15 protein-coding genes are annotated in these 20142 nt (G+C 73.9%); 10 read left to right on the top strand and 5 right to left on the bottom strand.

The genetic code is table 11. The annotated features are described in order from the left end of the window. Positions 1-3 precede the first annotated feature (3 nt). The 5 genes from MNY60_RS08760 to MNY60_RS08740 form a co-directional block, all read right to left on the bottom strand. Positions 4-1038 (bottom strand): NAD-dependent epimerase/dehydratase family protein, encoded by a 1035-nt coding sequence (locus MNY60_RS08760; protein ID WP_242336026.1) that lies wholly within the window; start codon positions 1036-1038, stop codon positions 4-6. After that, the gene (locus tag MNY60_RS08755) at positions 1035-5705 is read right to left on the bottom strand and encodes an AMP-binding protein (RefSeq protein WP_242360434.1); all 4671 of its coding nucleotides are present in this window, start codon (positions 5703-5705) and stop codon (positions 1035-1037) included. Before MNY60_RS08755 ends, MNY60_RS08760 begins: the two co-directional genes overlap by 4 nt. After that, positions 5702-7315: a lactate racemase domain-containing protein gene (locus MNY60_RS08750; RefSeq protein ID WP_242360433.1), complete on the bottom strand. Its 1614-nt coding sequence runs from the start codon at positions 7313-7315 to the stop codon at positions 5702-5704. Before MNY60_RS08750 ends, MNY60_RS08755 begins: the two co-directional genes overlap by 4 nt. 3 nt (positions 7316-7318) lie before the next feature. Next, complete coding sequence (locus MNY60_RS08745) at positions 7319-7996, bottom strand: HAD family phosphatase (protein WP_242360432.1); 678 nt, start codon at positions 7994-7996, stop codon at positions 7319-7321. An 82-nt stretch (positions 7997-8078) separates the two neighbouring features. Continuing rightward, on the bottom strand, positions 8079-9050 hold the full coding sequence (locus tag MNY60_RS08740; RefSeq protein WP_242360431.1) for an NAD(P)-dependent oxidoreductase: 972 nt from the start codon (positions 9048-9050) through the stop codon (positions 8079-8081). A 197-nt stretch (positions 9051-9247) separates the two neighbouring features. Between MNY60_RS08740 and MNY60_RS08735 the strand changes: the two genes are divergently transcribed. The 10 genes from MNY60_RS08735 to MNY60_RS08690 all read left to right on the top strand — a co-directional run bounded on the left by MNY60_RS08735 (position 9248) and on the right by MNY60_RS08690 (position 20136). Further along, on the top strand, positions 9248-9652 hold the full coding sequence (locus tag MNY60_RS08735) for a hypothetical protein (protein ID WP_242336013.1): 405 nt from the start codon (positions 9248-9250) through the stop codon (positions 9650-9652). 72 nt (positions 9653-9724) lie between these two features. Then, positions 9725-11725, top strand: coding sequence for a molybdopterin oxidoreductase family protein (locus MNY60_RS08730; RefSeq protein WP_242336010.1), 2001 nt, complete (start codon positions 9725-9727; stop codon positions 11723-11725). A gap of 279 nt (positions 11726-12004) precedes the next feature. Then, positions 12005-13438, top strand: a complete 1434-nt coding sequence (locus tag MNY60_RS08725; protein ID WP_242336007.1) for a cbb3-type cytochrome c oxidase subunit I — start codon at positions 12005-12007, stop codon at positions 13436-13438. Between the two features lie 14 nt (positions 13439-13452). Next, positions 13453-14484, top strand: coding sequence for a cbb3-type cytochrome c oxidase subunit II (locus tag MNY60_RS08720; protein ID WP_242336004.1), 1032 nt, complete (start codon positions 13453-13455; stop codon positions 14482-14484). A gap of 9 nt (positions 14485-14493) precedes the next feature. Next, complete coding sequence (locus tag MNY60_RS08715) at positions 14494-14805, top strand: cbb3-type cytochrome c oxidase N-terminal domain-containing protein (protein ID WP_242353831.1); 312 nt, start codon at positions 14494-14496, stop codon at positions 14803-14805. Then, positions 14802-14948, top strand: coding sequence for an LPXTG cell wall anchor domain-containing protein (locus MNY60_RS08710; RefSeq protein WP_242335999.1), 147 nt, complete (start codon positions 14802-14804; stop codon positions 14946-14948). The genes MNY60_RS08715 and MNY60_RS08710 overlap by 4 nt, the downstream gene beginning before the upstream one ends. Further along, a complete protein-coding gene (locus MNY60_RS08705) occupies positions 14932-16158 on the top strand; it encodes a 4Fe-4S dicluster domain-containing protein (RefSeq protein ID WP_242353829.1) in 1227 nt (408 codons plus the stop codon). Before MNY60_RS08710 ends, MNY60_RS08705 begins: the two co-directional genes overlap by 17 nt. Continuing rightward, positions 16155-17000: a FixH family protein gene (locus tag MNY60_RS08700; RefSeq protein WP_242353819.1), complete on the top strand. Its 846-nt coding sequence runs from the start codon at positions 16155-16157 to the stop codon at positions 16998-17000. The genes MNY60_RS08705 and MNY60_RS08700 overlap by 4 nt, the downstream gene beginning before the upstream one ends. Then, on the top strand, positions 16997-17659 hold the full coding sequence (locus MNY60_RS08695; protein WP_242335990.1) for a sulfite exporter TauE/SafE family protein: 663 nt from the start codon (positions 16997-16999) through the stop codon (positions 17657-17659). Before MNY60_RS08700 ends, MNY60_RS08695 begins: the two co-directional genes overlap by 4 nt. Continuing rightward, entirely contained in the window at positions 17656-20136 is a 2481-nt protein-coding gene (locus MNY60_RS08690) for a heavy metal translocating P-type ATPase (protein ID WP_242360430.1), read from the top strand. Before MNY60_RS08695 ends, MNY60_RS08690 begins: the two co-directional genes overlap by 4 nt. Positions 20137-20142 lie beyond the last annotated feature (6 nt).

Below are 20142 nucleotides of genomic sequence, written 5' to 3'. Positions count from 1 at the left end.
CGATCAGCGCGGGGACCGCGAGGAGCCGGCGAGGTCCGCGACGGTGCGGGGCCGCTGCCGGTTGCGCACGTGCTCCTCGAGCCAGCGGACCGTGTCGAACAGCGTCTCCTGCGCGTCGCGCGCGGAGAAGCCGAGCTCCGCCTCGGCCTTGCCGGACGCGCAGTACCAGAAGTGCTCGCCCATCTCGACGGATCGCGGATCGAGCGGCGTCTCGCTGCCGCGCCAGGCGTGGAACTTCTCGAGGAGCCGCGCGCCGGCGAGGTTCAGGTCGGACGGGAGCCGCACGCGCGGGGCCGCGACGCCGGTGAGCCGCTCGAGCCGGCCGAAGAAGTCGCGGAACGTCATGTTGGCGCCGCCGAGCAGGTAGCGCTCGCCGGGCCGCCCTCGCGTGAGCGCGGCGCTGAACGCGCGCGCCGCGTCGCGCACGTCCACGAACGAGAGGCCGCCCGAGGGCATCGCGGGGATGCGGCGCTCCATGAACTTGAACACGACGTCGGTCGAGGAGAGGCGCGCGTCGCCGGGCCCGAGCAGGAGCGACGGGTTCAGCACGACGAGCGGCAGCCCCGTCTCCGCGTGGATCCGGAGCGCGGCCTTCTCCTGGTAGATCTTGGACAGGTAGTACGGCCAGCCCGCGACCACGGCGATGGGGTGGTGGTCCGCCTCGGTGGCGACGCGCTCCTCGCGCGAGACCGCGATGGTGCCCGAGGAGGAGGCGAGCACGACCCGCTTCACCCCGGCCGCGACGCAGGCCTCGAGGAGCCGGCGCGTGCCCTGGACGTGCAGGTCGTAGAGCGCGCGCGGCTCGGCCGGATCGAAGTCCACCTGGCCGGCGAGGTGGTACACGGCGTCGACGCCGCGGACCGCCTCCCGCACGGCGCCCTCGTCCGCGAGGGAGGCGCGCACCACCTCCGCGCCGATCCGCTCCGCGTCCGGCGGGGCGGAGCGCTGCAGGAGCCGCAGCCGGTGGCCCTCTCCGGCGAGGAGCGGCACGAGGGCCGAGCCGAGGAACCCGGTCGCGCCGGTGACGAGGACGTTCATGGCTCGTCCTTCCGCCGCCGGGCGCGGGTACGCGTGGCGGTCGCGGCGCCGGTCTGGGTGGCGTGCGGAGTCGGACTCGGAGTCGGACTCGGAGTCGCGGGGGAGGGCGGGGCCGGCGCCGGCGTCGCGGTCGCCTTGGGGATCGAGGTCGCGATCGCGCCGCCGGTCGAGGCCTTCCGCTCGCCCTTCGCCGCCTCCCGCAGGGCGCGGACGGCGTCCTCGATCACCCGCGTCGCGACCTTGTACCCCTCGCTCCGCGGCAGGCCGGCGATGCGCTGGCGCAGCTCCTCGACGGCGATGGGGCGGCCGATGCGCACCTCGAGCTCGGCGTTGCGCGGGACGCTCTTGCCCGGCGGCAGCGCCTCGAAGGTGCCGTCGAGGTGGAGCGGCAGCACGTCCACGTTGCACTGCAGCGCGAGGTAGCCCGCGGTCGGGAAGAACGGCCGCAGCGCGCCGTCGCGGGTGCGCGTCCCCTCGGGGAAGATGAGGAGGTGGTACCCGCGGCGGAGCGCCTCGGCCGCGGCCTTGAGGCTCGCCTTGAGCGAGCCCTCGCGCTCCATCGGGATGAGGTTCGTGAAGTTCTCGAAGTAGGCGCGCTTCACGCGGGTGTCGAAGAAGTAGTCCCGCGCGGCGAGCGCGGCGAGGCGCCGGCCCTCCTCGCCGAGCGCGATCTTGACGAGCCCCATGTCGAGGTGGCTCGCGTGGTTCGCGACGACGAGCACGTTGCGATCGTGCGGGATGTTCGCGGCGCCGACGACCTTCGCCTCGTAGAGCCCGTGGTAGAGGGCGCGCTGGCCGAGCCCGAGCAGGCGACGACCGAGCTTCGCCAGCGCCGCCGGCACCGCGATCTCCGCGTCGCCGGCGGGCGGCGGCGGGGCGGCGCGCTCCGGCTCCGGCGCGTGGCGGTGGACCGCCGCCGAGACGACGCGCGCGAGCTCGCCCGCGGTCTGGACGTCCTGCAGGTGCTCGGCGGCGGACGCGGGCACGCCCGCCTCCTCCAGCGCGGCGGTGAGCTCGGTGAGCATCAGGCTGTCGAAGCCGAGATCGGTCGCGAGGTGCGACTCGTGCGTCACCTCGGCCCGCGGGCGGCGCGAGACCTCGGCGAGGAGATCGAGGAGCCAGCCCTCGCCCGCGCCGCGGTCCTTCGCCGACTCCCGCGCGCGCCGCCCCTTCTGCGCGGCCGTCTCGAGCCGGAGCAGCTCCTCGCGCACGAGGCCGCGCTTCACCTTCCGCGTCGCCGTCTTCGGCAGCTCGCCGTCCACGACGTGCCAGACCTTCGCGCGCTTCGCGAACGGGAGGGACGCCGACACCGCGCGCACGTGGGCCTCGAGGCGGGCGCGCACCTCCTCGCGATCGTCCTCGCCGTACTCGGGCACGACGATGAGCGCGACCTTCTCGCCCGTGCCGTCGGGGAGCCCCACGACGCACAGCTCCTTCACGAGCTCCGGCTCGCGGTAGGCGTCCTCGACCTCGTCCGGGTAGACGTTCTTCCCGTTGGCGTCGATGATGACGTCCTTCTTGCGCCCGACGAGGGTGAGGTTGCCGTTCGCGTCGAGCTTGCCGAGGTCGCCGGTCCGCAGCCAGCCGCCCTCGAGCACCTGGCCGGTGAGCTCGGGATCGACGCCGGCGTGCTCGCCGCCGCGCCAGTAGCCGAGCATGACGTTCGGCCCGCGGGCGAGCACCTCGCCGACGCCGTCCGCGTCCGGCTCGGAGATCCTGAGCTCGACGCCGGGCAGCGCCGGACCGACGCTCCCCTTCGGCGCCTCCTCCTCGGGCTGCGACACCGCGAGGACCGGCGCCGCCTCCGTGAGCCCGTAGCCCTCGTACAGGTCGAAGCCGAGCTCGCGGAACGCCTTCTGGACCTCGGGATCGAGCGCGGAGCCGCCCGACACGAGCAGGCGCAGGCGGCCGCCGAAGCGGCGGTGCACCGGCCAGAAGAGGAGCTTGCCGAGGTTCACCCCGAGCTCGGAGTCGCGCAGCGCGGCGTTGCCCTTCATGAGCGCGCGGAACGCGGCCTCGACCACGCCGGGCTTCGCCGCGAGCTCCTGCGTGATGCGGCGGTGGAGGAGCGACCAGAGCGCCGGCACCCCGATCATCGCCGTCACGCGCCCGGCGGAGAGCGCCTCGGAGATGCGGTCCGAGGTGAGCTCGTCGAGGTACTCGATCTCCGCGCCGCGCGAGAGCGGCACGAGCAGCCCGCAGGTGAACTCGAAGGTGTGGTGCAGCGGGAGCACGGACAGCATGCCGTCGCCCGGGCCGAGCTCGAACGTGCCGACGAGCTTCGCGACGAGGCTCGCGAAGTTGCGGTGCGAGAGCATGACGCCCTTGGGCGTGCCGGTCGTCCCGCTCGTGAAGATGAGCGAGGCGAGGTCGTCCGGGCCGATCTTCACGGGCGGCGCGCCCGCGCCGGGGGGGCCGCCCGCGAGCGCCTCCCCGAGGAGCGCGGTGCGCGCGCCGGGCACCGCCGCGGCGGCGAGCGCCGCGAGGCCGGGGCTGCGCTCGGCGGCGTCGTCGGAGAGGAGCGCGAGGCGCGCTCCGGCGGTCCGCCAGAGGTTCGCGAGCTCGCGCTCGGTGAGCTGCGGATCCACCGGGACCGCCGCCGCGCCGGCGCGGAGGATCCCGAAGTAGGCGATCGCCCACTCGGGCCGGTTCTCGCTCGCGAGCAGCACGCGGTCGCCCTTCGCGACCCCGGCCGCGTGCAGGAACGCGGCGACCGCGCCGGCGCCCCGCCGCAGCTCGCCGTACGTGACCCGCGTCTTCGCCGCGCCCTGCATCCGCAGCGCGACGCGGTCCTTCCAGCGCTCGCACCCGGCGTCGAGGAGCTCGAGCAGGTCGCGGTGGGCCTTGGGGGCGTGGACGCGCTTGCCGGACTCCTCCTCGAGCCCCGGGAACACCCACTCCTCCATGCCCTTCATGTGCACGTCGAGCCAGTAGCGCCGCCAGTCGAGCGCCTCCGGATCCCACGGCACGCGCGCGCGGTCCGCGTCGCCGAGCCGCGCGTACAGCGCGCGGATCGCGGCGCAGCGGAAGACGTAGCGGTTGTCCCAGACGAACGGCATGTAGAGGTCCCACATGGCCTTCGTCTTCTCGAGCCGGTTGCCGAGCTCGTCGAGGCTCTCGGCGGCCCCCTCGGCGAGCGCCGTGAGCCGCGGCGCGCCCCAGCGCGGCGACGCCTCCAGGAGGAGCCGCTTCGCCCCGCGGGCGAGCGCGGAGATCGCGGGCGCGCTCGCCGCCTCGTAGTGGGCGCGCGAGACGGAGTAGGGCTCGAGCCGGGAGAGGAGCCGGTTCCAGGTGCGGTTCCCCTCCTCGCGCTCGCGGAAGAAGCGGCGCCGGTAGAGCGCCGTGAGCTCGACCGCGCGCCGCGCCCAGAGGGGGTTCACGTCGCCCGAGGCGAGGTGGTAGACGCGGCCCTCCGGGAGCTCCCGGGCCCCGGACGCCCGCGAGGCGTCGCGGCGCTCCACGAGCTCGGCGGTCGCCGCGATCATCGCCGCCGCGACGAGATCGACCGGCACGACGTCCAGGATCGCCTTCTCCGCGGCGGGGAAGCTGCGGTGCCCCTTGAGCGCCATGAAGGCGAGCGGCGCGCTCGTCGTGAACCCCTCGTTCCAGCCGGGGAACGGGAAGCGGAGCGCGCTCTCGACGATCGACGGCCGGACGATCGACCAGACCACCCGCTCGCCCCGGGCGCCTCCGAGCGCGCTCGCGGCGATGACCTGCTCGCCGAGCGACTTCGTGTAGGTGTACGTGTTGGGCCAGCCCCAGTGGCGGGCGCGGGTCATGCCCGCCTCGACGAGCTGCCCGGACAGCCACAGCCGCCTCTCGCGGCCGACGGCGAGCCGCAGGGCCTTCTCGTCGCCCGCGCGCCCCTCGGCGCGGAGCCGCTCCAGCGCGCGATCGCGGAACTCGGACTGGAGCACGCGGTCGTCGGCGCGCGCGCGGAGCTCCTCGATGCGCCGCGTGGCGTCGGCGAGCTCGCCGTCCACGTCGAAGTCGGCGGCGGCGAGGGCGCCCGCCTTCGGCCGGCCCTCGACGCCCTCGCGGCGCGGGAAGTAGCCCGGGAGCTCCTCGTCCTCGTGGACGACGCCGTCGCGGTTCCCCGCGACGAAGCAGGTGGACACGTGCAGGAGCGCCGCGCCGGTGGTCCGGCAGAGCTCGACCGCGCTCCGCGGCCCGCGGACGTTCACGGCGAGCGCGAGCTCGAGCGAGGGGTCGAAGTCGACGAGGCCGGCGCTGTTCACGACCGCGTCGAGCCCCTCCAGGCGCGCGAGGTCCGCCTCGGAGAGGCCGAGGAGCGGATCGGTCACGTCGCCGGCGAGCGGCACGCACTTCTCGCGGAGGAAGGCCTCGAAGCCGGCCCCGTGGCGCGCGCGCAGCGTGTCGAACGGGCGGCTCGGGGCGACCTTGTCGAAGAAGCGGGCCTCGGCGGTGCCGCCGGTCCCGGGGCGGACGAGCACGAAGACCCGGCCGACGTCGGGGTACCGGTCGAGGAGCATCGAGAGCGCGACCTTGCCCACGAAGCCGGTCGCGCCGGTGACGAGGATCTTGCGCCCGGCGAGCGCGCGGCCGACGTCGAGGGGGTCGGCGGCGGTCGAGGCCGTGCGGCCGGCGCCCGGGCGCGGGCCCGGGTGCTGGTGCGCGGGGCGGGATCTGTCGCGGCGCTCGCTCATCCGAGGTTCTGCGTCATGACGATCGGCGGGTGGTGGAGGAGCGCGATGGACGCGCTGCGGCCGTGGATCGCGCGCGCCATGTCGATGGCCTCCGAGAGCGTCTCCGCGTGGTCCCAGCCCATCATGCGCGGCACGTGCGCGTTGTCCGCCCCCGCGGCGATCACCTTGCCGACGTGCTGGCGCCCGTTCTCGCCCCAGTACCACATGAAGAACGGGTGCGCCCCGTGGTACGCGTGGCCGGTCCGGTACATGTGGACGTAGGTCGGGTTCTCGGCGAGCTCGCGCTCGTAGCGCGCCTCGAGCACCTGCGCGTCGCGGGTCTCCGGCAGGAGCCGGTGGAAGAACTCGATGTAGCTCGGGTGGTGCTCGGGGTCGAACGAGTCCGAGCACGGGTGCGTGACGATGAGCGTGCCGCCCTTCTTCACGAGCGGCTTGCCCCGGTAGAAGTTGAAGAAGTACCCGCAGGCCATGACCTGGACGAGCAGCGGGTTCAGGATCGAGTTCACGTTGTACGGCGAGACGTACGGGATGCCGTAGATGAGCACGTCCGCCTGGAAGTCCACGTCCACGGCGTACTGCGCCCAGCTCTTCTCGAGGATCTTCGCGTGCGTGGGCTCGGTCAGGCCCGCGTGCACGGCGATCACGTCGTACGGCGCCGGCACGGCCTGGAAGATCTTGCGCTTCGCCACGGGCGGGAGCCGCTTCAGGGTCGCGCGCATACCCGCGAGCTTGAGCCGATCGAGCTCGGTGTAGTCCTCCTCCTTCTTCATGAGGAACTCGAGCTGCCCGTCGAACATCCGGTTGTTGATGGTCGTCTCGATGTGGAAGACCTGGAGGTGCTCGTCGACGTAGCGGCCGATCCGGTCCACGGAGCGGTGCATCTCGGAGCGCTCCGGGTCCATGTACGAGTGGCTCTTGCGGATGTGGTGCGGCGTGTGGTGCGCCTTCACGCCCTCGTAGTTCGTGAGCCCGGTCGAGACCGACTTGTGGCCGCCGTCCATGGGGACGAGGTTCAGGTTCACGTAGATGAGCAGGTCCGACTCCGCCGCGCGGCGGTTCACGATGACCTTCTCGCCGTGCGCGGTGGTGCCGAGGACGACGCAGCCGTCGGGGTCCTCGGCGTCGTGGTTGTAGTAGCGGTCGGGGTAGTAGGCGTCGAAGATCTGGTCGCCCACCATCCGCCGCATCTCCGCCTCGGTCATGCGGCGGTGGAGGGCGATCGCGATGACGAGGTGGACGTCGTCGACGCCGGACTCCGCGAGGAGCGGCAGGATCACCTCGAGCACCTGCTGGCGGACGTCGGGCGTCCGCATCGGGGGCAGGGGGAGCGAGATGTCATCGATGGCGATCGTCACCCGCATCCCGGGGCGCAGGAGCGCGTGCAGCGGATCGCAGCCCTCCGGCCGGTTGATCGCGCTCCGGATCGCCGCCTTCACGTTCGGCAGCCCCTCGAGCGGCGGCTTCGGGTAGATGACGCGGGTGCCGACGGGCAGGTCCTCGACGAGCAGGTCCTCGCCGGAGAAGAGGACGCGCGGGGGCGAGTCCTTGTCGATGGTGACGATCTGCTCGGTCGTCTCGTAGAACCGCGCGAGGCTCTTCGGGTCACGCATGCGTCACGCCTCCGTGGTCCTGAGGATGGGCCACTCGTAGGCCCGCGCGACGCGCGCGAGCCGCACGTCGGGGTTCACCGCGGCGGGGTGGCCCACGACGGCGAGCATCGGGTAGTCGGAGAAGGAGTCGGAGTACGCGAAGCTCTTCTCGAGCGCCAGCCCCTCGCGCACGCAGTAGTCGCGCATCGCGAGCGCCTTGTGCGCGCCCTCGATGATGGGCGGGATGACGCGGCCGGTGGCGACGCCCTGCACGAACCGCATCCGGTTCGCGATGAGGTCGTCGGCCCCGAGGTGCTCGGCGAGGCGCCGCACCGTGAAGTCGAGGGCGCCGGTCACGAGGACCACCCGGCAGCCGGCGCGGCGCGTCTCGTCGATGAGGCGCGGCGTGCCGGGGAAGATCGCCGGCCGGAGCACGTCCTCGAAGAGCTCCCCGGCGAGCGTCTCCAGGCGGTCCTCGCTCTGGCCGGAGTAGTACCGGTAGAAGACCTCGTTGAAGAGCTTCCGGTTCATCCGGTCCGCCGCCGCGAAGAGCGGCAGCGACAGCACCGTCCGGGCGGTCTGCCAGGCCGTGCCGAGGATGGAGCCCTGGTTCATCGCGTAGAACGCGAACGCGTGCACGATGTTCGTGCGCACGAGCGTCCCGTCCACGTCGAAGAAGGCGGCCCTCTCCGTTCCCGCCATAGGTGAGCCTCTGTAGACTGTCGTGGTGCGGCTTGGCAAGCGCGGCGAGGGGCCCCTCGGTGCGGTGCCGCGCCGTGATGCGTCAGAGCCACCCGCGGGCGCGGTACCAGGCGGCGGCGCGGGCGATCGAGTCGGAGAGCGGCGTCCTCGCCTCGAAGCCGAGCCGGGCGCGCGCCTTCCCAGGATCGCACACCCAGCCCGGCGCGAGGGCCTGCGCCGCGAGCTTGCGGTTCAGCGGGAGGCGGCGACCGGTCGTGCTCGTGACGAGCTCTGCGAGCGCCGCGGCGCCGCGCACCGCCGCGGGGGGCACCTTCACGGTCCGCGCGCGGACGCCGAGCGCGCGCGCGGCCTCGAGCTGGATCGAGAGCGCGTCGGTGGTGACCGGGGAGGCGAGGAAGAACGCCTCCCCGGCGGCCTCCGGCTTCTCGGCGAGCAGGATCATCCCGCGCGCGCAGTCGTCCACGTCGATCCAGGAGAGCGGCCGCTCCGGGCCGCGGAGACCGATCGCCAGCCCGGCACGCGCCAGCCGGAACAGGAAGAGGTTCTCGCGATCGCCCGGCCCCATGATCCGCGGCGGCCGGGCGACCGCCACCGGCAGGCGATCGGCGTAGGCGAAGGCGATCCGCTCCGCCTCCGCCTTCGACGCGCCGTAGGGCTCCACGGGCTCGAGCGGCTCGTCCTCGCCGCGGGGCGTCCGCGAGGGGCCCGCCGCGGCGATCGAGCCCGCGAGCACGAAGCGCGAGAGGCCCTGCGCCTCGGCGAGGCAGGCGTCGAGCGCCAGCCGGGTCGAGCCCGCGTTCACCCGCAGGAACTCGTCGGGAGCCGTCGCGCGGCGGACGCCCGCGAGGTGGAACACGACGTCGCAGCCGCGCACCGCGGCGCGCAGCGACGCCGGGCTCGTCGCGTCTCCGAAGAGGACGTCGACGCCGGGGAGGGCCTCGAGGGCGGGCGCCGGCGCGCGGACGAGGGCGCGCACGCGCTCGCCGCGCGCGGCGAGCCGGCGCACGAGCGCCGACCCGAGGAACCCGCCGGCACCGGTCACGAGCGCGCGCATCGCCGGCGGACGGAACCATGCGGCCGGGCGCCCGTCAATCCCTCCCGGCGCCGTGCGCCCCCGGTGCGTGCGTGCGTGCGCTGGGGTCCCTTGTCGCTCTCGGAGGGGCGTCCTTACAGTTTTTTACGAGGACGGGCCGGGGAGGCCCGGAAGGACGGGCCGGAGGGGCCCGGGGGAACGACAAAGGGGGGGAACGGATGAGGATTGCCAAGGCGCTGGTGGTGGCGGCGACGCTGCTCGGGTTCGGGGTGGCGCACGCCGACGAGGTGGTGCGAGTCGAGCGGCGGCACAGCACCGCGGGCATCGTCCTAAAGGACACGATCGCCGGCGGGCTCGTCGGCTCGGCCGTGTCGGGAGGCGTGATCCTCTACAACATGGGGATCCAGGGTGACGACAACTACGACTGGGGCCGCACGCTCGCGTGGGGCGCCGTGATCGGCCTCGGCGCCGGCCTGGTGTGGGGCATCGTCGACGCCGCGTCGGCCTCCGACACGACCTACGCGGCGCGGACACCGGTCCACGACGGCCAGTCGCTCACGCTGAACCGCGGCAGGGACCAGAGCAACAAGGTGACGATGGGGCTCCTGTCCCGGCGCTTCTGAGGCGCCGCAGCGGGAGGGGCCTTGGGGCGGGGCCGGCGGGAGCCGGCCTCGCCCTTTTGTTATCCTCCGGGGATGACCGCGCTCCGCTCCGTCTGCCCGTTCGACTGCCCCGACGCCTGCGGGCTCCTCGTCCAGGTCGAGGATGGACGTGCAGTGAAGGTGCGCGGCGACCCGGAGCACCCGTACAGCCAGGGCACGCTGTGCCCGAAGATGAACGGCTACGAGCGGAGCGTGGGCTCGCCCGATCGGCTGCTCCACCCGCTCGTCCGCACCGGCGCGAAGGGGGAGGGCCGGTTCCGGCGCGCGAGCTGGGAGGAGGCGATCCAGCTCGTCGCCGCGCGCTGGAAGGACCTCGCCCGCGAGCACGGCAGCGAGGCGATCCTCCCCTACTCGTACGCGGGGACGATGGGTGTCGTGCAGCGGAACGCGGGGCACGCGTTCTTCCACCGGCTCGGCGCGTCGCGGCTCGACCGGACCATCTGCTCTCCCGCGAAGGGCGCCGGCTGGAGCCAGGTGATGGGCGCGACCGCCGGCCCGGATCCGGACGAGGTGCTCGACTCCGACCTCGTCGTCCTGTGGGGCATCCACGCGGTCGCGACGAACCTGCACTTCGTCCAGCGCGTGAAGGAGGCGCGGCGCCGGGGCGCGAGGGTGCTGCTCGTCGAGGTGTGGCCGAGCGAGACCGCGGCGGTGGCGGACCGGACGATCCTCGTCCGGCCCGGGTCCGACGGCGCGCTGGCGCTCGGGCTCGTCCACGTCCTCGCGCGCGAGGGCCTCGCGGACGAGGCGTTCCTCGCGGCCGAGGCGGTCGGGTGGCCGGAGCTGCGCGCGCGGGCGCTCGCCGAGTACCCGCCGGAGGCGGTGAGCCGGCTGACCGGCCTCGCGCCGGCTGAGATCGAGGAGCTCGCGCGGGCGCTGGCGCGCGCGCGGGCGCCGTTCCTCCGGGTGGGGAGCGGGCTCTCGCGGTACGCGAACGGCGCGATGACGGTCCGCTGCATCGTCTCGCTCGCGGCGGTGCTGGGCGCGTTCGGGAGGAAGGGCGGGGGCTGCTTCGCCGACGCGAGCTCGTCCCAGGCGCTCGACCTGTCGCCGGTGACGCGGGAGGACCTCCTGCCGAGGCCCACCCGCGTCGTGAACATGAACCAGCTCGGCGCGGCGCTCGCGGAGCTCCGCGATCCGCCGATCCGCTCGATGATGGTCTACGCGGCGAACCCGGCCGCGGTCGCCCCGGATCAGAACGCGGTGCTCGCCGGGCTCGCGCGCGAGGACCTGTTCCTCGTCGTGCACGAGCGGTTCATGACCGACACCGCGCGCTTCGCCGACGTCGTGCTCCCGGCCACGTACTCGCTCGAGCACGCCGACCTGTACCGCTCCTACGGCCAGTACTGCCTGCAGCGGGCGCAGCCGGTCGTGCCGCCGCCCGGAGAGGCGAAGGCGAACTGGGAGGTGTTCCGCCTCCTCGCCGCCGCGATGGGCTTCGAGGAGCCGGTGTTCCGGATGACGGAGGACGCCCTCATCGACGCGGTGCTGGAGCGGCTCTCCCCGTCCTGGCGCGCGGGGCTCGACCTCGAGCGGCTCGCCGCCGGGCGCGCGGTGATGCTCCGGCCGCCGGCCGGGCCGCGCTGGCGCACCCGCTCCGGGAAGATCGAGCTCCGGAACGACGCGCTCGCCGAGCCGTTGCCGCGGCACCTCCCGACCCACGAGGAGCGGGGCCTACCGCTCCGGCTCGTCACCGCGCCCGCGATCCACACGCTGAACTCGACGTTCATGGAGCGGCCCGAGCTTCGCGAGCGCAACGGCGGCATGAGCCTCAGGCTCTCGCCCGCCGAGGCGTCCGCGCGCGGCCTCGCGGACGGCGCCGCGGTGGTCGCCTGGAACGGCCTCGGCGAGGCGACCTTCGCGCTCCGCGTCACGCCCGGCCTGCCCGACGGGATCGCGGTCGCCGAGGGCGTGTGGTGGCTCGCGCACGCGCCGGGTGCGCGGAACGTGAACGCGCTCACCGCGCAGCGGCTCACCGACGCCGCGGGCGGCTCGACGTTCTACGACAACCGGGTGGACGTGCGCGGCGCCTAGGCCCGAGCGCTCGCCGGGCGTCCACGTTCCCGCCGGCGCAGGCCGCGGGGGCTTCCGCCTGGCCGGTGCCGCTGTCATCGGACGCTGACTCCCATCAAGGGCGGCAACTTGCCGCAGCATTTGCGTCAGCGGACCTGCTGGCGCAAGGGTAAGCCATCAACGCGAAATCATTGCGTCTTGCGGAGAATTGCTGGCCCTAACGGGTGCGCAACGAGCCTCTACTCGGCGGCCGGGAGGTCCTGTATTCTTGCGCGCGATCAACCCACAGGGGACGTGCACATGAACGAGTATCGCTACGACCACCGGACGGTCCAGGGGTTCATCCTCTCGGCCATCTTCTGGGGGGTCGTCGGCATCCTCATCGGGCTGCTCATCTCGGTGCAGATGTGGCTGCCCGCCGCGAACTTCCCGCCGTACCTCACCTTCGGCCGGCTGCGGCCCGTGCACACGAACGGCCTCGCGTTCGGGCTGGGCGTCGGCGCGATCTTCGGGCTGAGCTACTGGATCGTGATGCGGCTCTGCAAGCGGCCGCTCCTGTTCCCCCGGCTCGCGCGCGTCCAGCTCTGGCTCTTCAATGCCGGCATCGCGCTCGCGGCGCTCTCGCTCATGGCGGGGTACACGCAGTCGCTCGAGTACGCGGAGCTCGAGTGGCCGCTCGACGTCGCGATCGTCGTCCTGTGGGTGATGTTCGCCGTGAACGTCTTCGGGACGGTGCTGAAGCGGCGCGAGCAGCAGATGTACGTGTCGCTCTGGTACGTCATCGCGACGGTCATCGCCGTGGCCGTCCTCTACCTCGTGAACAACCTCGCCCTCCCGGTGAGCCTCACGAAGAGCTACCCGGTGTTCGCGGGCGTGAACTCCGCGAACGTGCAGTGGTGGTACGGGCACAACGCGGTCGGCTTCGTGTTCACGACGCCGATCCTGGCGATGTTCTACTACTTCCTCCCGAAGGCGACCGGGCTGCCGATCTGGAGCCACCGCCTGTCGATCGTGGCGTTCTGGTCGCTCGTGTTCGCGTACCTCTGGACCGGCGCGCACCACCTCGTCTACACGCCGCTGCCGGACTGGATCCAGACCCTCGCGATCGTGTTCACCCTGTTCCTCATCGCGCCGAGCTGGGGCTCGGTCGTGAACGGCTACTACACGGTGGGTCAGGACTGGTCGAAGATGCGGTCGAACTACCTGACCAAGTTCTTCATCCTCGGCATCACCTTCTACGGCCTGCAGACCGTGCAGGGCCCGACGCAGGCGCTCCGCGTCGTCTCGCAGCTCATCCACTTCACGGACTGGGTCCCCGGCCACGTGCACATGGGCACGATGGGCTGGGTGACGATGGTGATCACGGCGTCGGTCTACTACGTCATCCCGAAGATCTACGGGACCGAGATCCACTCGGTGAAGCTCGCGAACGTCCACTTCTGGCTGGTCCTCGTCGGCCAGCTCCTGTTCTCGATCACCATGTGGATCACCGGCATCCGTCAGGGCTGGATGTGGAAGGCGACCGACGCGCAGGGGAAGCTCGTCTACCGGAACTTCGTGGACACCGTGGCGGGCAACTACCCGTACTGGCACACGCGCACGCTCGCCGGGATCGTCTTCACCGTCGGCATGCTCTTCTTCGTCTACAACGTCCTCATGACCATCCGTAAAGGCAGGGCGCTCGAGCGGCAGGCCGCGCCCGCGACGCCGGCGGCCCACGTCACGGCGGCGTAGGAGCGGAGAAGACCATGGCCGGAAAGATCTACTCGAAGCCGCTCGCCTTCTCGATCGCCGCGACCCTCGCCGTGCTCGCGGGCTCGATCGTCATGATGGCCTACCCGATGCTGCGCTCGGACATGCACCCGAAGGTCGAGGGCCTCGTGCCGCTCGGCGCGCTCGAGCTCGCGGGGCGCGCCATCTACCAGCGCGAGGGCTGCGTGAACTGCCACACGCAGACCGTCCGCCCGCTCCAGAGCGAGGTGGTGCGCTACAAGGGCAACCGCGCCGCCGAGCCGTCGGGGCGCTACTCGCTCGCCGGCGAGTTCGCCTACGACCACCCGTTCCTGTGGGGCTCGAAGCGGACGGGCCCCGATCTCGCGTTCGAGGGGTGGCTGAAGAGCGCCGCCTGGCACGTGGCGCACTTCGAGAACCCGCAGTCGGTCGTGCCGAGGTCGAACATGCCGGCGTACGCGTTCCTGAAGGACGCCGCGGTGGACGGGGACGACCTCCGCGCGCACATGCGGACGCTCCGGCGCCTCGGCGTGCCGTACACCGACGCGGACCTCGAGGGCGCCGCGGCGGCGCTCCAGGGCAAGACCGAGATGGACGCGATCGTGGCGTACATGCTGTCGCTCGGGAAGGCGGTGGACCGGGGCGGAAAGGGTGGGCTCGAGCTCGACCTCGAGGAGAAGAACCCCGTCGCGACCGACGTCGCCGCGATCACGAAGGGGCGCCAGCTCTTCGACGCGCAGGGCTGCTCCGCCTGCCACGGCGACGAGGCGCAGGGGCAGGAGGGCGTCGCGCCGAGCCTCATCGACGACGCGTTCCTCGGCGCGAAGGGCGACCTGCCCGACGCGGCGTACTTCGGGATGATCAAGGGCGGCAGCGACGTGAAGCGGCAGCTCGGCCGGCCCGGGCTCGCGGACGGCGGCATGCAGCCGTTCGGGAGCGAGCTGTCCGACGAGGACATCTGGTCGATCGTCGCGTGGCTCCGGAACCAGAAGGCGCACGAGGCCTCCGAGGGGCACCACGACGACGCGGCGGAGCACGGGAACCGCTAGGGAGACGCCATGGCCGAACGGCAGCAGCTCGATCCGCAGTTCGACGACGATCTCTCCCAGCTCGAGGCGCCGAAGGAGACCGCGAACAAGCTCCCCGTCGGCTGGCTCGTCCTGTTCTGGGGCCTCGTCGTCTGGGGCGTCTGGTACGCGTGGTCGTTCACCCCGGGGCTCGGCGGCTGGTCCCAGGCGCAGGACCTCGAGGGCGGCGGGGCGTCGATGGGCCTGAACGTGCTCGCCACGCTCGCCTTCACCGTGATCCCCGCGACCGCGGCGGTCCTCCTCGTCGCCGCCCAGCGCCGGAAGGGGAAGAGGCAGGCATGAGCCCGGAGACCGCCTACTTCGTCTTCGGCCTCACGCTCTGCGCCGCGCTCGCGGGGATCGCGCTCTTCTACTACTCGCGCAAGCGCAAGCACACGGTGGAGCAGGCGAAGTACCGGATGCTGGAGGATGACGACGAGCGGTAGCTTCCAGCGGTGGCGCCGGCTCGCTCTCGCCGCCCAGGGGCTCCTCTGGCTCGGGCTGCCCTTCGTCTCCGTCGGGGGCGAGAGCGTGCTGCGCCTCGACGTGCCGGCCGGGCGGCTGCACGCCTTCGGGGCGTCGTTCGCGATCGACGAGGCGTTCGTGGTCCTCGCCGCGACGCTCCTCCTCACCGCCGCGTTCCTGCTCGTGACGCTCGTGCTGGGGCGGGTGTGGTGCGGCTGGTCCTGTCCGCAGACGCTCCTCGGGGAGCTCACCCGCCTCGTCGAGCCGGACCCCCGGCGGAAGCGCCCGCGCTGGCGGCGCCCGGCGGGCCTCGCGCTCGTCGCGCTCGCGTCCGCCCTCGTCGCGGCGAACCTGCTCTGGTACTTCGTGCCACCCGGGGAGTTCTTCCGCAGGCTCGGCGCGGGCACGCTCGGGCCGGTGCTCGGCGGCGCCTGGCTCGCGATGGGTGGCGTCCTGTTCGCGGACCTCGTCTTCCTGCGCCAGACGTTCTGCGCCACGGTCTGCCCGTACGCGAAGCTGCAGGGCGTCCTCTTCGACCGGCACACGCTCGTCGTGGCGTACGACCGGCGCCGCGCCGCGGACTGCGTCGACTGCGGCGCGTGCGTGCGCGTGTGCCCGACCGGCATCGACATCCGCGACGGGCTGCAGATGGAGTGCATCGCCTGCGCCGCGTGCGTGGACGCGTGCGCGCCCATCATGGCGAAGCTCCGCCGCCCGCCGGATCTCGTCGGCTACTTCCTCGGCGAGCCCGGCACCCCGCGCAGGCTCGCGCGCCCGGGCGTCCTCGCGCTCGCCGGCGCGACCGCCGCCGCGCTCGCGCTCCTCGTCGCGGTCGTCGCGGGACGAGGGCTCGTGGACATGAACGCGCTCGCCGAGGCGGCGTTCGCGCCGCGGCGCGCCGCCGACGGGCGGGTCGTGAACGCCTTCAGCGTCGCGCTCGAGAACCACGGCCGCGCGCCCGTCACCGTCGGCCTCGCGCTCCGCGCCGGCGCCGCCGAGGTGGCCGTCCGCCCGGACGTCGTGGAGCTCGGCCCGGGCGAGCGGCGGCAGGTCCGGCTCGTCGCGAGCGCGCGCGGGCTCGACCGCGCGGGGCGCGTGCCGGCCGAGCTCGTCGCCGAGGTGCGCCGCGGCGGCGCGGCGGTCGAGCGCGACCGCCAGTCGGTCTCCCTCGTCGTCCCGGAGGTCAGGTGATCCACGCAACGAAGCTCGCGTTCACGGGGGCGGTGGTCGCCGGGCTCGGCGCCGTCGTCGGGACGATCTGGATCGGCGCCCGCGTGAAGGAGGAGACGATCGTCGCCGACCCCTACGAGGAAGGGCTCCGCTACGACGCCGAGCGCCACGCGCGCGCGACGCTCGGCTGGGACGTGTCGCTCGCCGCGAAGCCGTCCTCGCCGGGCGAGGTGACGCTCCCGTTCGCCGTGGCCGACGGGCAGGGCAGGCCGGTCGCCGGGGCCGTCATCGCGGTGAGCGTGGCGCGGCTCGACACGAGCCGGGGGGTGGAGACCGTGGCGGCGCGGCCGGACGGGATCGGGCGGTATGCGGCGGAGGTCGACCTCCCCGCCGCCGGCCCGTGGCTCCTGCGGTTCGACGTGCGGCGCGGCGGCGACCGGGTGCGGATCGAGAAGGTCGTCCACGTCGGCGCGCCCACGGCGGACCCCCGGCGCGCCGCCGCAGGGGAGAGCGCGGCCCCCTGCGATCTGGGCCGGGGCCCCTGCACGCGCCCGCTCGACGGCGGCGGCGAGGTGACGCTCGAGCTCGGCCCGCGCCCGCTGCGCACCATGCGCACGCTCGCGGTCGCCGCCGAGGTGCGCGGCGCGCCGGGCGCCGCCGTGGAGGTCTCCTTCGCGATGAACGGGATGGAGATGGGGCGGAACGCGAGCGCGCTCGCGCCCGCGGGGGAGGGGCGCCACGCCGGGAAGGCGGTGCTCGTGCGCTGCCCGAGCGGGCGGAGGGACTGGACGGCGGAGGTCAGGGTGACCTCGCCGGAAGCGCCGGCGCGGACGGCGAGGTTCGAGCTCACGGTGGCCGAGTGACCGACGCCGTCGCGATGGCGTTCGTGACCGGCCTGCTCGGCGGGTTCGGCCACTGCATCGGGATGTGCGGGCCGCTCGTCGGCTCGTTCGCGCTCGCGAGCGGTGCGCTCGGACCGCGCCGCTCGCTGGCGGGGCAGCTCGCCTACCACGCGGGCCGGGTCACCACCTACGCGACGCTCGGCGCGGTGATGGGGCTCACGGGCTCGTTCGTGAACGTGGCGGGCAGGCTGGCCGGGCTGCAGGACGTCGTCGCCGTCGTCGCGGGCGTGCTCATGATCCTGGTCGGCCTCGGCGCGGCGGGCCTCTCGGGCGGGCTGAAGCGCCTGGAGGCGCGCGCGTCCGCCCGGGTCGTGCGGCTCGTGCGCGGGCTCCTCTCCGGCGGCGGCCCCGGGCGGCTCTACCCGACGGGCCTCGCGCTCGGGCTCCTCCCGTGCGGCCTCTCGTGGACCCTGTTCCTCGGCGCGGCGGGCACGGGCAGCCCGTCCGAGGGGCTCCTCCTCGCGCTCGCCTTCGGGCTCGGCACCGTCCCGGCCCTGCTCCTCGCCGGCGCCCTGGGGGCGCTCCTCGGCGCGCGCGCGCGGGGCGTCCTCTACCGGGCGGGCGGGCTCCTCGTCGCGGTGCTGGGCGGCGTGTTCGTCGCCCGCGGGCTCGGCCTGTGAAGCCGGTCTGCGACCACTGCCTGCTCGAGTTCCCCGAGCGCGAGGAAGTCCGCGTCGAGATCGCGGGGCGGGCGCACGTGTTCTGCTGCGGCGGCTGCCGCGGCGTCTTCGAGCTCGTGCACGCGGAGGGGCTCGGCGCCTACTACGACACGCGGCGGTGGGAGGGGCCGGGCGCGCCAGTGAGGCCGGACGGGCTCGAGGCGGACCTGCCCGCGTTCCGCGAGGCGGTCCGCCACGGCGAGGAGGGCGACGAGATCGAGGTCTACGTCGACGGCATCCGCTGCGCGTCGTGCGTGTGGCTGAACGAGCGGCTCCTCTCGCGGACGCCGGGCGTCACCTTCGCGCGCGTGAACTACGCGACCCACCGCGCGCGCGTGCGCTGGGATCCGGCGCGCGCCGGGCTCGAGACGGTGCTCGGCCGCATCCGCGCCGCGGGGTACCTCCCGAAGCCGTGGTCCGACACGGAGCAGGCGGCGGCGCAGCGGGCGGAGGCGAGGGATCTGCTCGTCCGGCTCGGCACCGCCGGGTTCCTCGCCTCGCAGCTCATGATCTACCAGGCGGCCCTCTACGCCGGGTACTTCCAGGGGATCGACGCGGGGACGCGCCGGCTCATGGAGTGGATCTCGCTCGGGCTCACGCTGCCGGTCTTCTTCTACGCGGGCGCGCCGTTCCTCCGCGCGACCGCGAGCGGGCTCCGCCACCTGCGCTTCAACATGGACTCGCTGGTCGTCTTCGGCTCCGGCGCGGCGCTCGTGTACTCCGTGTTCCAGATGCTCCGCGGAGGCGAGGTCTACTTCGACACCGCCGCGATGATCCCCACCCTCGTGCTCGTCGGCCGGTTCGTGGAGGCGAGCGCGAAGGGCCGGGCCTCCGAGGCGGTGGCGCGCCTCGCCCGGCTCGCGCCGCGCGAGGCGCGGCGCCTCGCGCGCGGCGCCGGCGGGTGGGAGGAGCCGCGGAGCGTCCCGGTCGCGGAGATCCGTCCGGGCGATCGCCTCGCGGTCGTGCCCGGCGAGCTGATCCCGCTCGACGGCACGGTCGTCGACGGCGCGTCGGAGGTGGACGAGTCGCTCGTCACGGGAGAGTCGCGGCCGGTCGCGAAGGCGCCCGGCGCGGCCGTGATCGGCGGGACGGTGAACGGGACGGGCGCCCTCGTCGTGGAGGTCACGCGCGTCGGGAAGGACACCGTCCTCGCCGGGATCGTCCGGGCCGTCGAGGAGGCGCAGGTCGCGAAGCCGCGCATCCAGGCGGTGGCGGACCGGGTCGTCGGCGTGTTCGTGCCGGCGATGCTCGTCCTCGCCGCGGGGACGCTCGTCTTCTGGCTGGCGCGCGGCGCGCCCGTGGACCGGGCGCTCATGACCGGCATCTCGGTGGTGGTGATCGCCTGCCCCTGCGCCCTCGGGCTCGCGACGCCGATCGCGGTCATCGTCTCCACCGGGCTCGCGACGCAGCGCGGGCTCCTCGTGAAGGGGGGAGACGTGGTCGAGCGCGCCGGGCGGGTGACGGTCGTGCTGCTCGACAAGACGGGCACGGTCACGCGCGGCAGGCCGGTCTTGCGCGAGGTGGTCGTGGTGGACCCCGCGCTCGGGCGGGAGGCGGCGCTGGCGCTGGCGGCCGCGGTGGAGTCGCGCAGCGAGCACCACGTCGGCCGGGCGATCGTGGAGGCGGCAAGGGCGCTGCCCGAGGCCGCGGTCGAGGTGGAGGGGTTCCGGGCGGTGCCGGGGAGGGGAGTGGTGGCGCGGGTGCGGGAGATGGGCGGGTGGCCGACCCCGACCTCGACCCCGGCCGACGCCGCTTCCATCCTCATCGGCAACCGCGCCCTCCTCGCCGACCACGGCGTCTCCCTCGGCGCGGACGCCGACGCCCGCGCCCGGGGGCTCGAGGAGCGCGGCGAGACGGTGGCGTTCCTCGCGGTGCGGGGCGCGGTCGCCGCGCTCCTGTCGGTCGCCGACGTGGTGCGCGACGAGGCGCCCGAGGCGATCGCGCGCCTCCGGGCGCTGGGCGTCCGCGTCGCCCTCGTGAGCGGCGACACGCAGATCACGACCGGCGCCGTCGCGGCCGCGCTCGGGGTGGAGGCGATCGCCGAGGCGAGCCCGGTGGAGAAGCGCGCCGTGGTCGCCCGGCGCCAGGCGAAGGGCAGGCGCGTGCTCTTCGCGGGCGACGGCATCAACGACGCCCCCGCGCTCACGCAGGCCGACGTCGGAGCGGCGATGGGGCGCGGCACCGACGTGACGATGGAGAGCGCCGACGCGGTGCTCGTCCGCGACGACCTCCGGCTCGTCGCGGAGCTCGTCCGGCTCTCGCGCCGGACCCTGGCCGTCATCCGCCAGAACGTGTTCTGGGCCTTCTTCTACAACGCGATCGCGATCCCGCTCGCGATGGCGGGCCTGCTCCACCCGATCGTGGCGGCCGGGGCGATGGCGGCGAGCTCGCTCTTCGTCGTGCTGAACTCGGTGCGCCTGCGCGGCGCGCTGGGCTAGAGACCT

Source organism: Anaeromyxobacter sp. SG17 (assembly GCF_022690695.1).
In the GTDB taxonomy this organism is placed as follows: domain Bacteria; phylum Myxococcota; class Myxococcia; order Myxococcales; family Anaeromyxobacteraceae; genus Anaeromyxobacter; species Anaeromyxobacter soli.
Note: the sequence above shows the minus strand (reverse complement) of the source record. Positions and strands in the feature narration are given on the sequence as shown.

Coding starts and splice junctions, on each gene's coding strand:
- MNY60_RS08740 (WP_242360431.1), bottom strand. CDS start 9,050: ATGCGCGCGCTCGTGACCGGTGCCGGCGGGTTCCTCGGGTCGGCGCTC.
- MNY60_RS08750 (WP_242360433.1), bottom strand. CDS start 7,315: ATGCGTGACCCGAAGAGCCTCGCGCGGTTCTACGAGACGACCGAGCAG.
- MNY60_RS08725 (WP_242336007.1), top strand. CDS start 12,005: ATGAACGAGTATCGCTACGACCACCGGACGGTCCAGGGGTTCATCCTC.
- MNY60_RS08715 (WP_242353831.1), top strand. CDS start 14,494: ATGGCCGAACGGCAGCAGCTCGATCCGCAGTTCGACGACGATCTCTCC.
- MNY60_RS08755 (WP_242360434.1), bottom strand. CDS start 5,705: ATGAGCGAGCGCCGCGACAGATCCCGCCCCGCGCACCAGCACCCGGGC.
- MNY60_RS08705 (WP_242353829.1), top strand. CDS start 14,932: ATGACGACGAGCGGTAGCTTCCAGCGGTGGCGCCGGCTCGCTCTCGCC.
- MNY60_RS08730 (WP_242336010.1), top strand. CDS start 9,725: ATGACCGCGCTCCGCTCCGTCTGCCCGTTCGACTGCCCCGACGCCTGC.
- MNY60_RS08735 (WP_242336013.1), top strand. CDS start 9,248: ATGAGGATTGCCAAGGCGCTGGTGGTGGCGGCGACGCTGCTCGGGTTC.
- MNY60_RS08745 (WP_242360432.1), bottom strand. CDS start 7,996: ATGGCGGGAACGGAGAGGGCCGCCTTCTTCGACGTGGACGGGACGCTC.
- MNY60_RS08710 (WP_242335999.1), top strand. CDS start 14,802: ATGAGCCCGGAGACCGCCTACTTCGTCTTCGGCCTCACGCTCTGCGCC.
- MNY60_RS08720 (WP_242336004.1), top strand. CDS start 13,453: ATGGCCGGAAAGATCTACTCGAAGCCGCTCGCCTTCTCGATCGCCGCG.
- MNY60_RS08760 (WP_242336026.1), bottom strand. CDS start 1,038: ATGAACGTCCTCGTCACCGGCGCGACCGGGTTCCTCGGCTCGGCCCTC.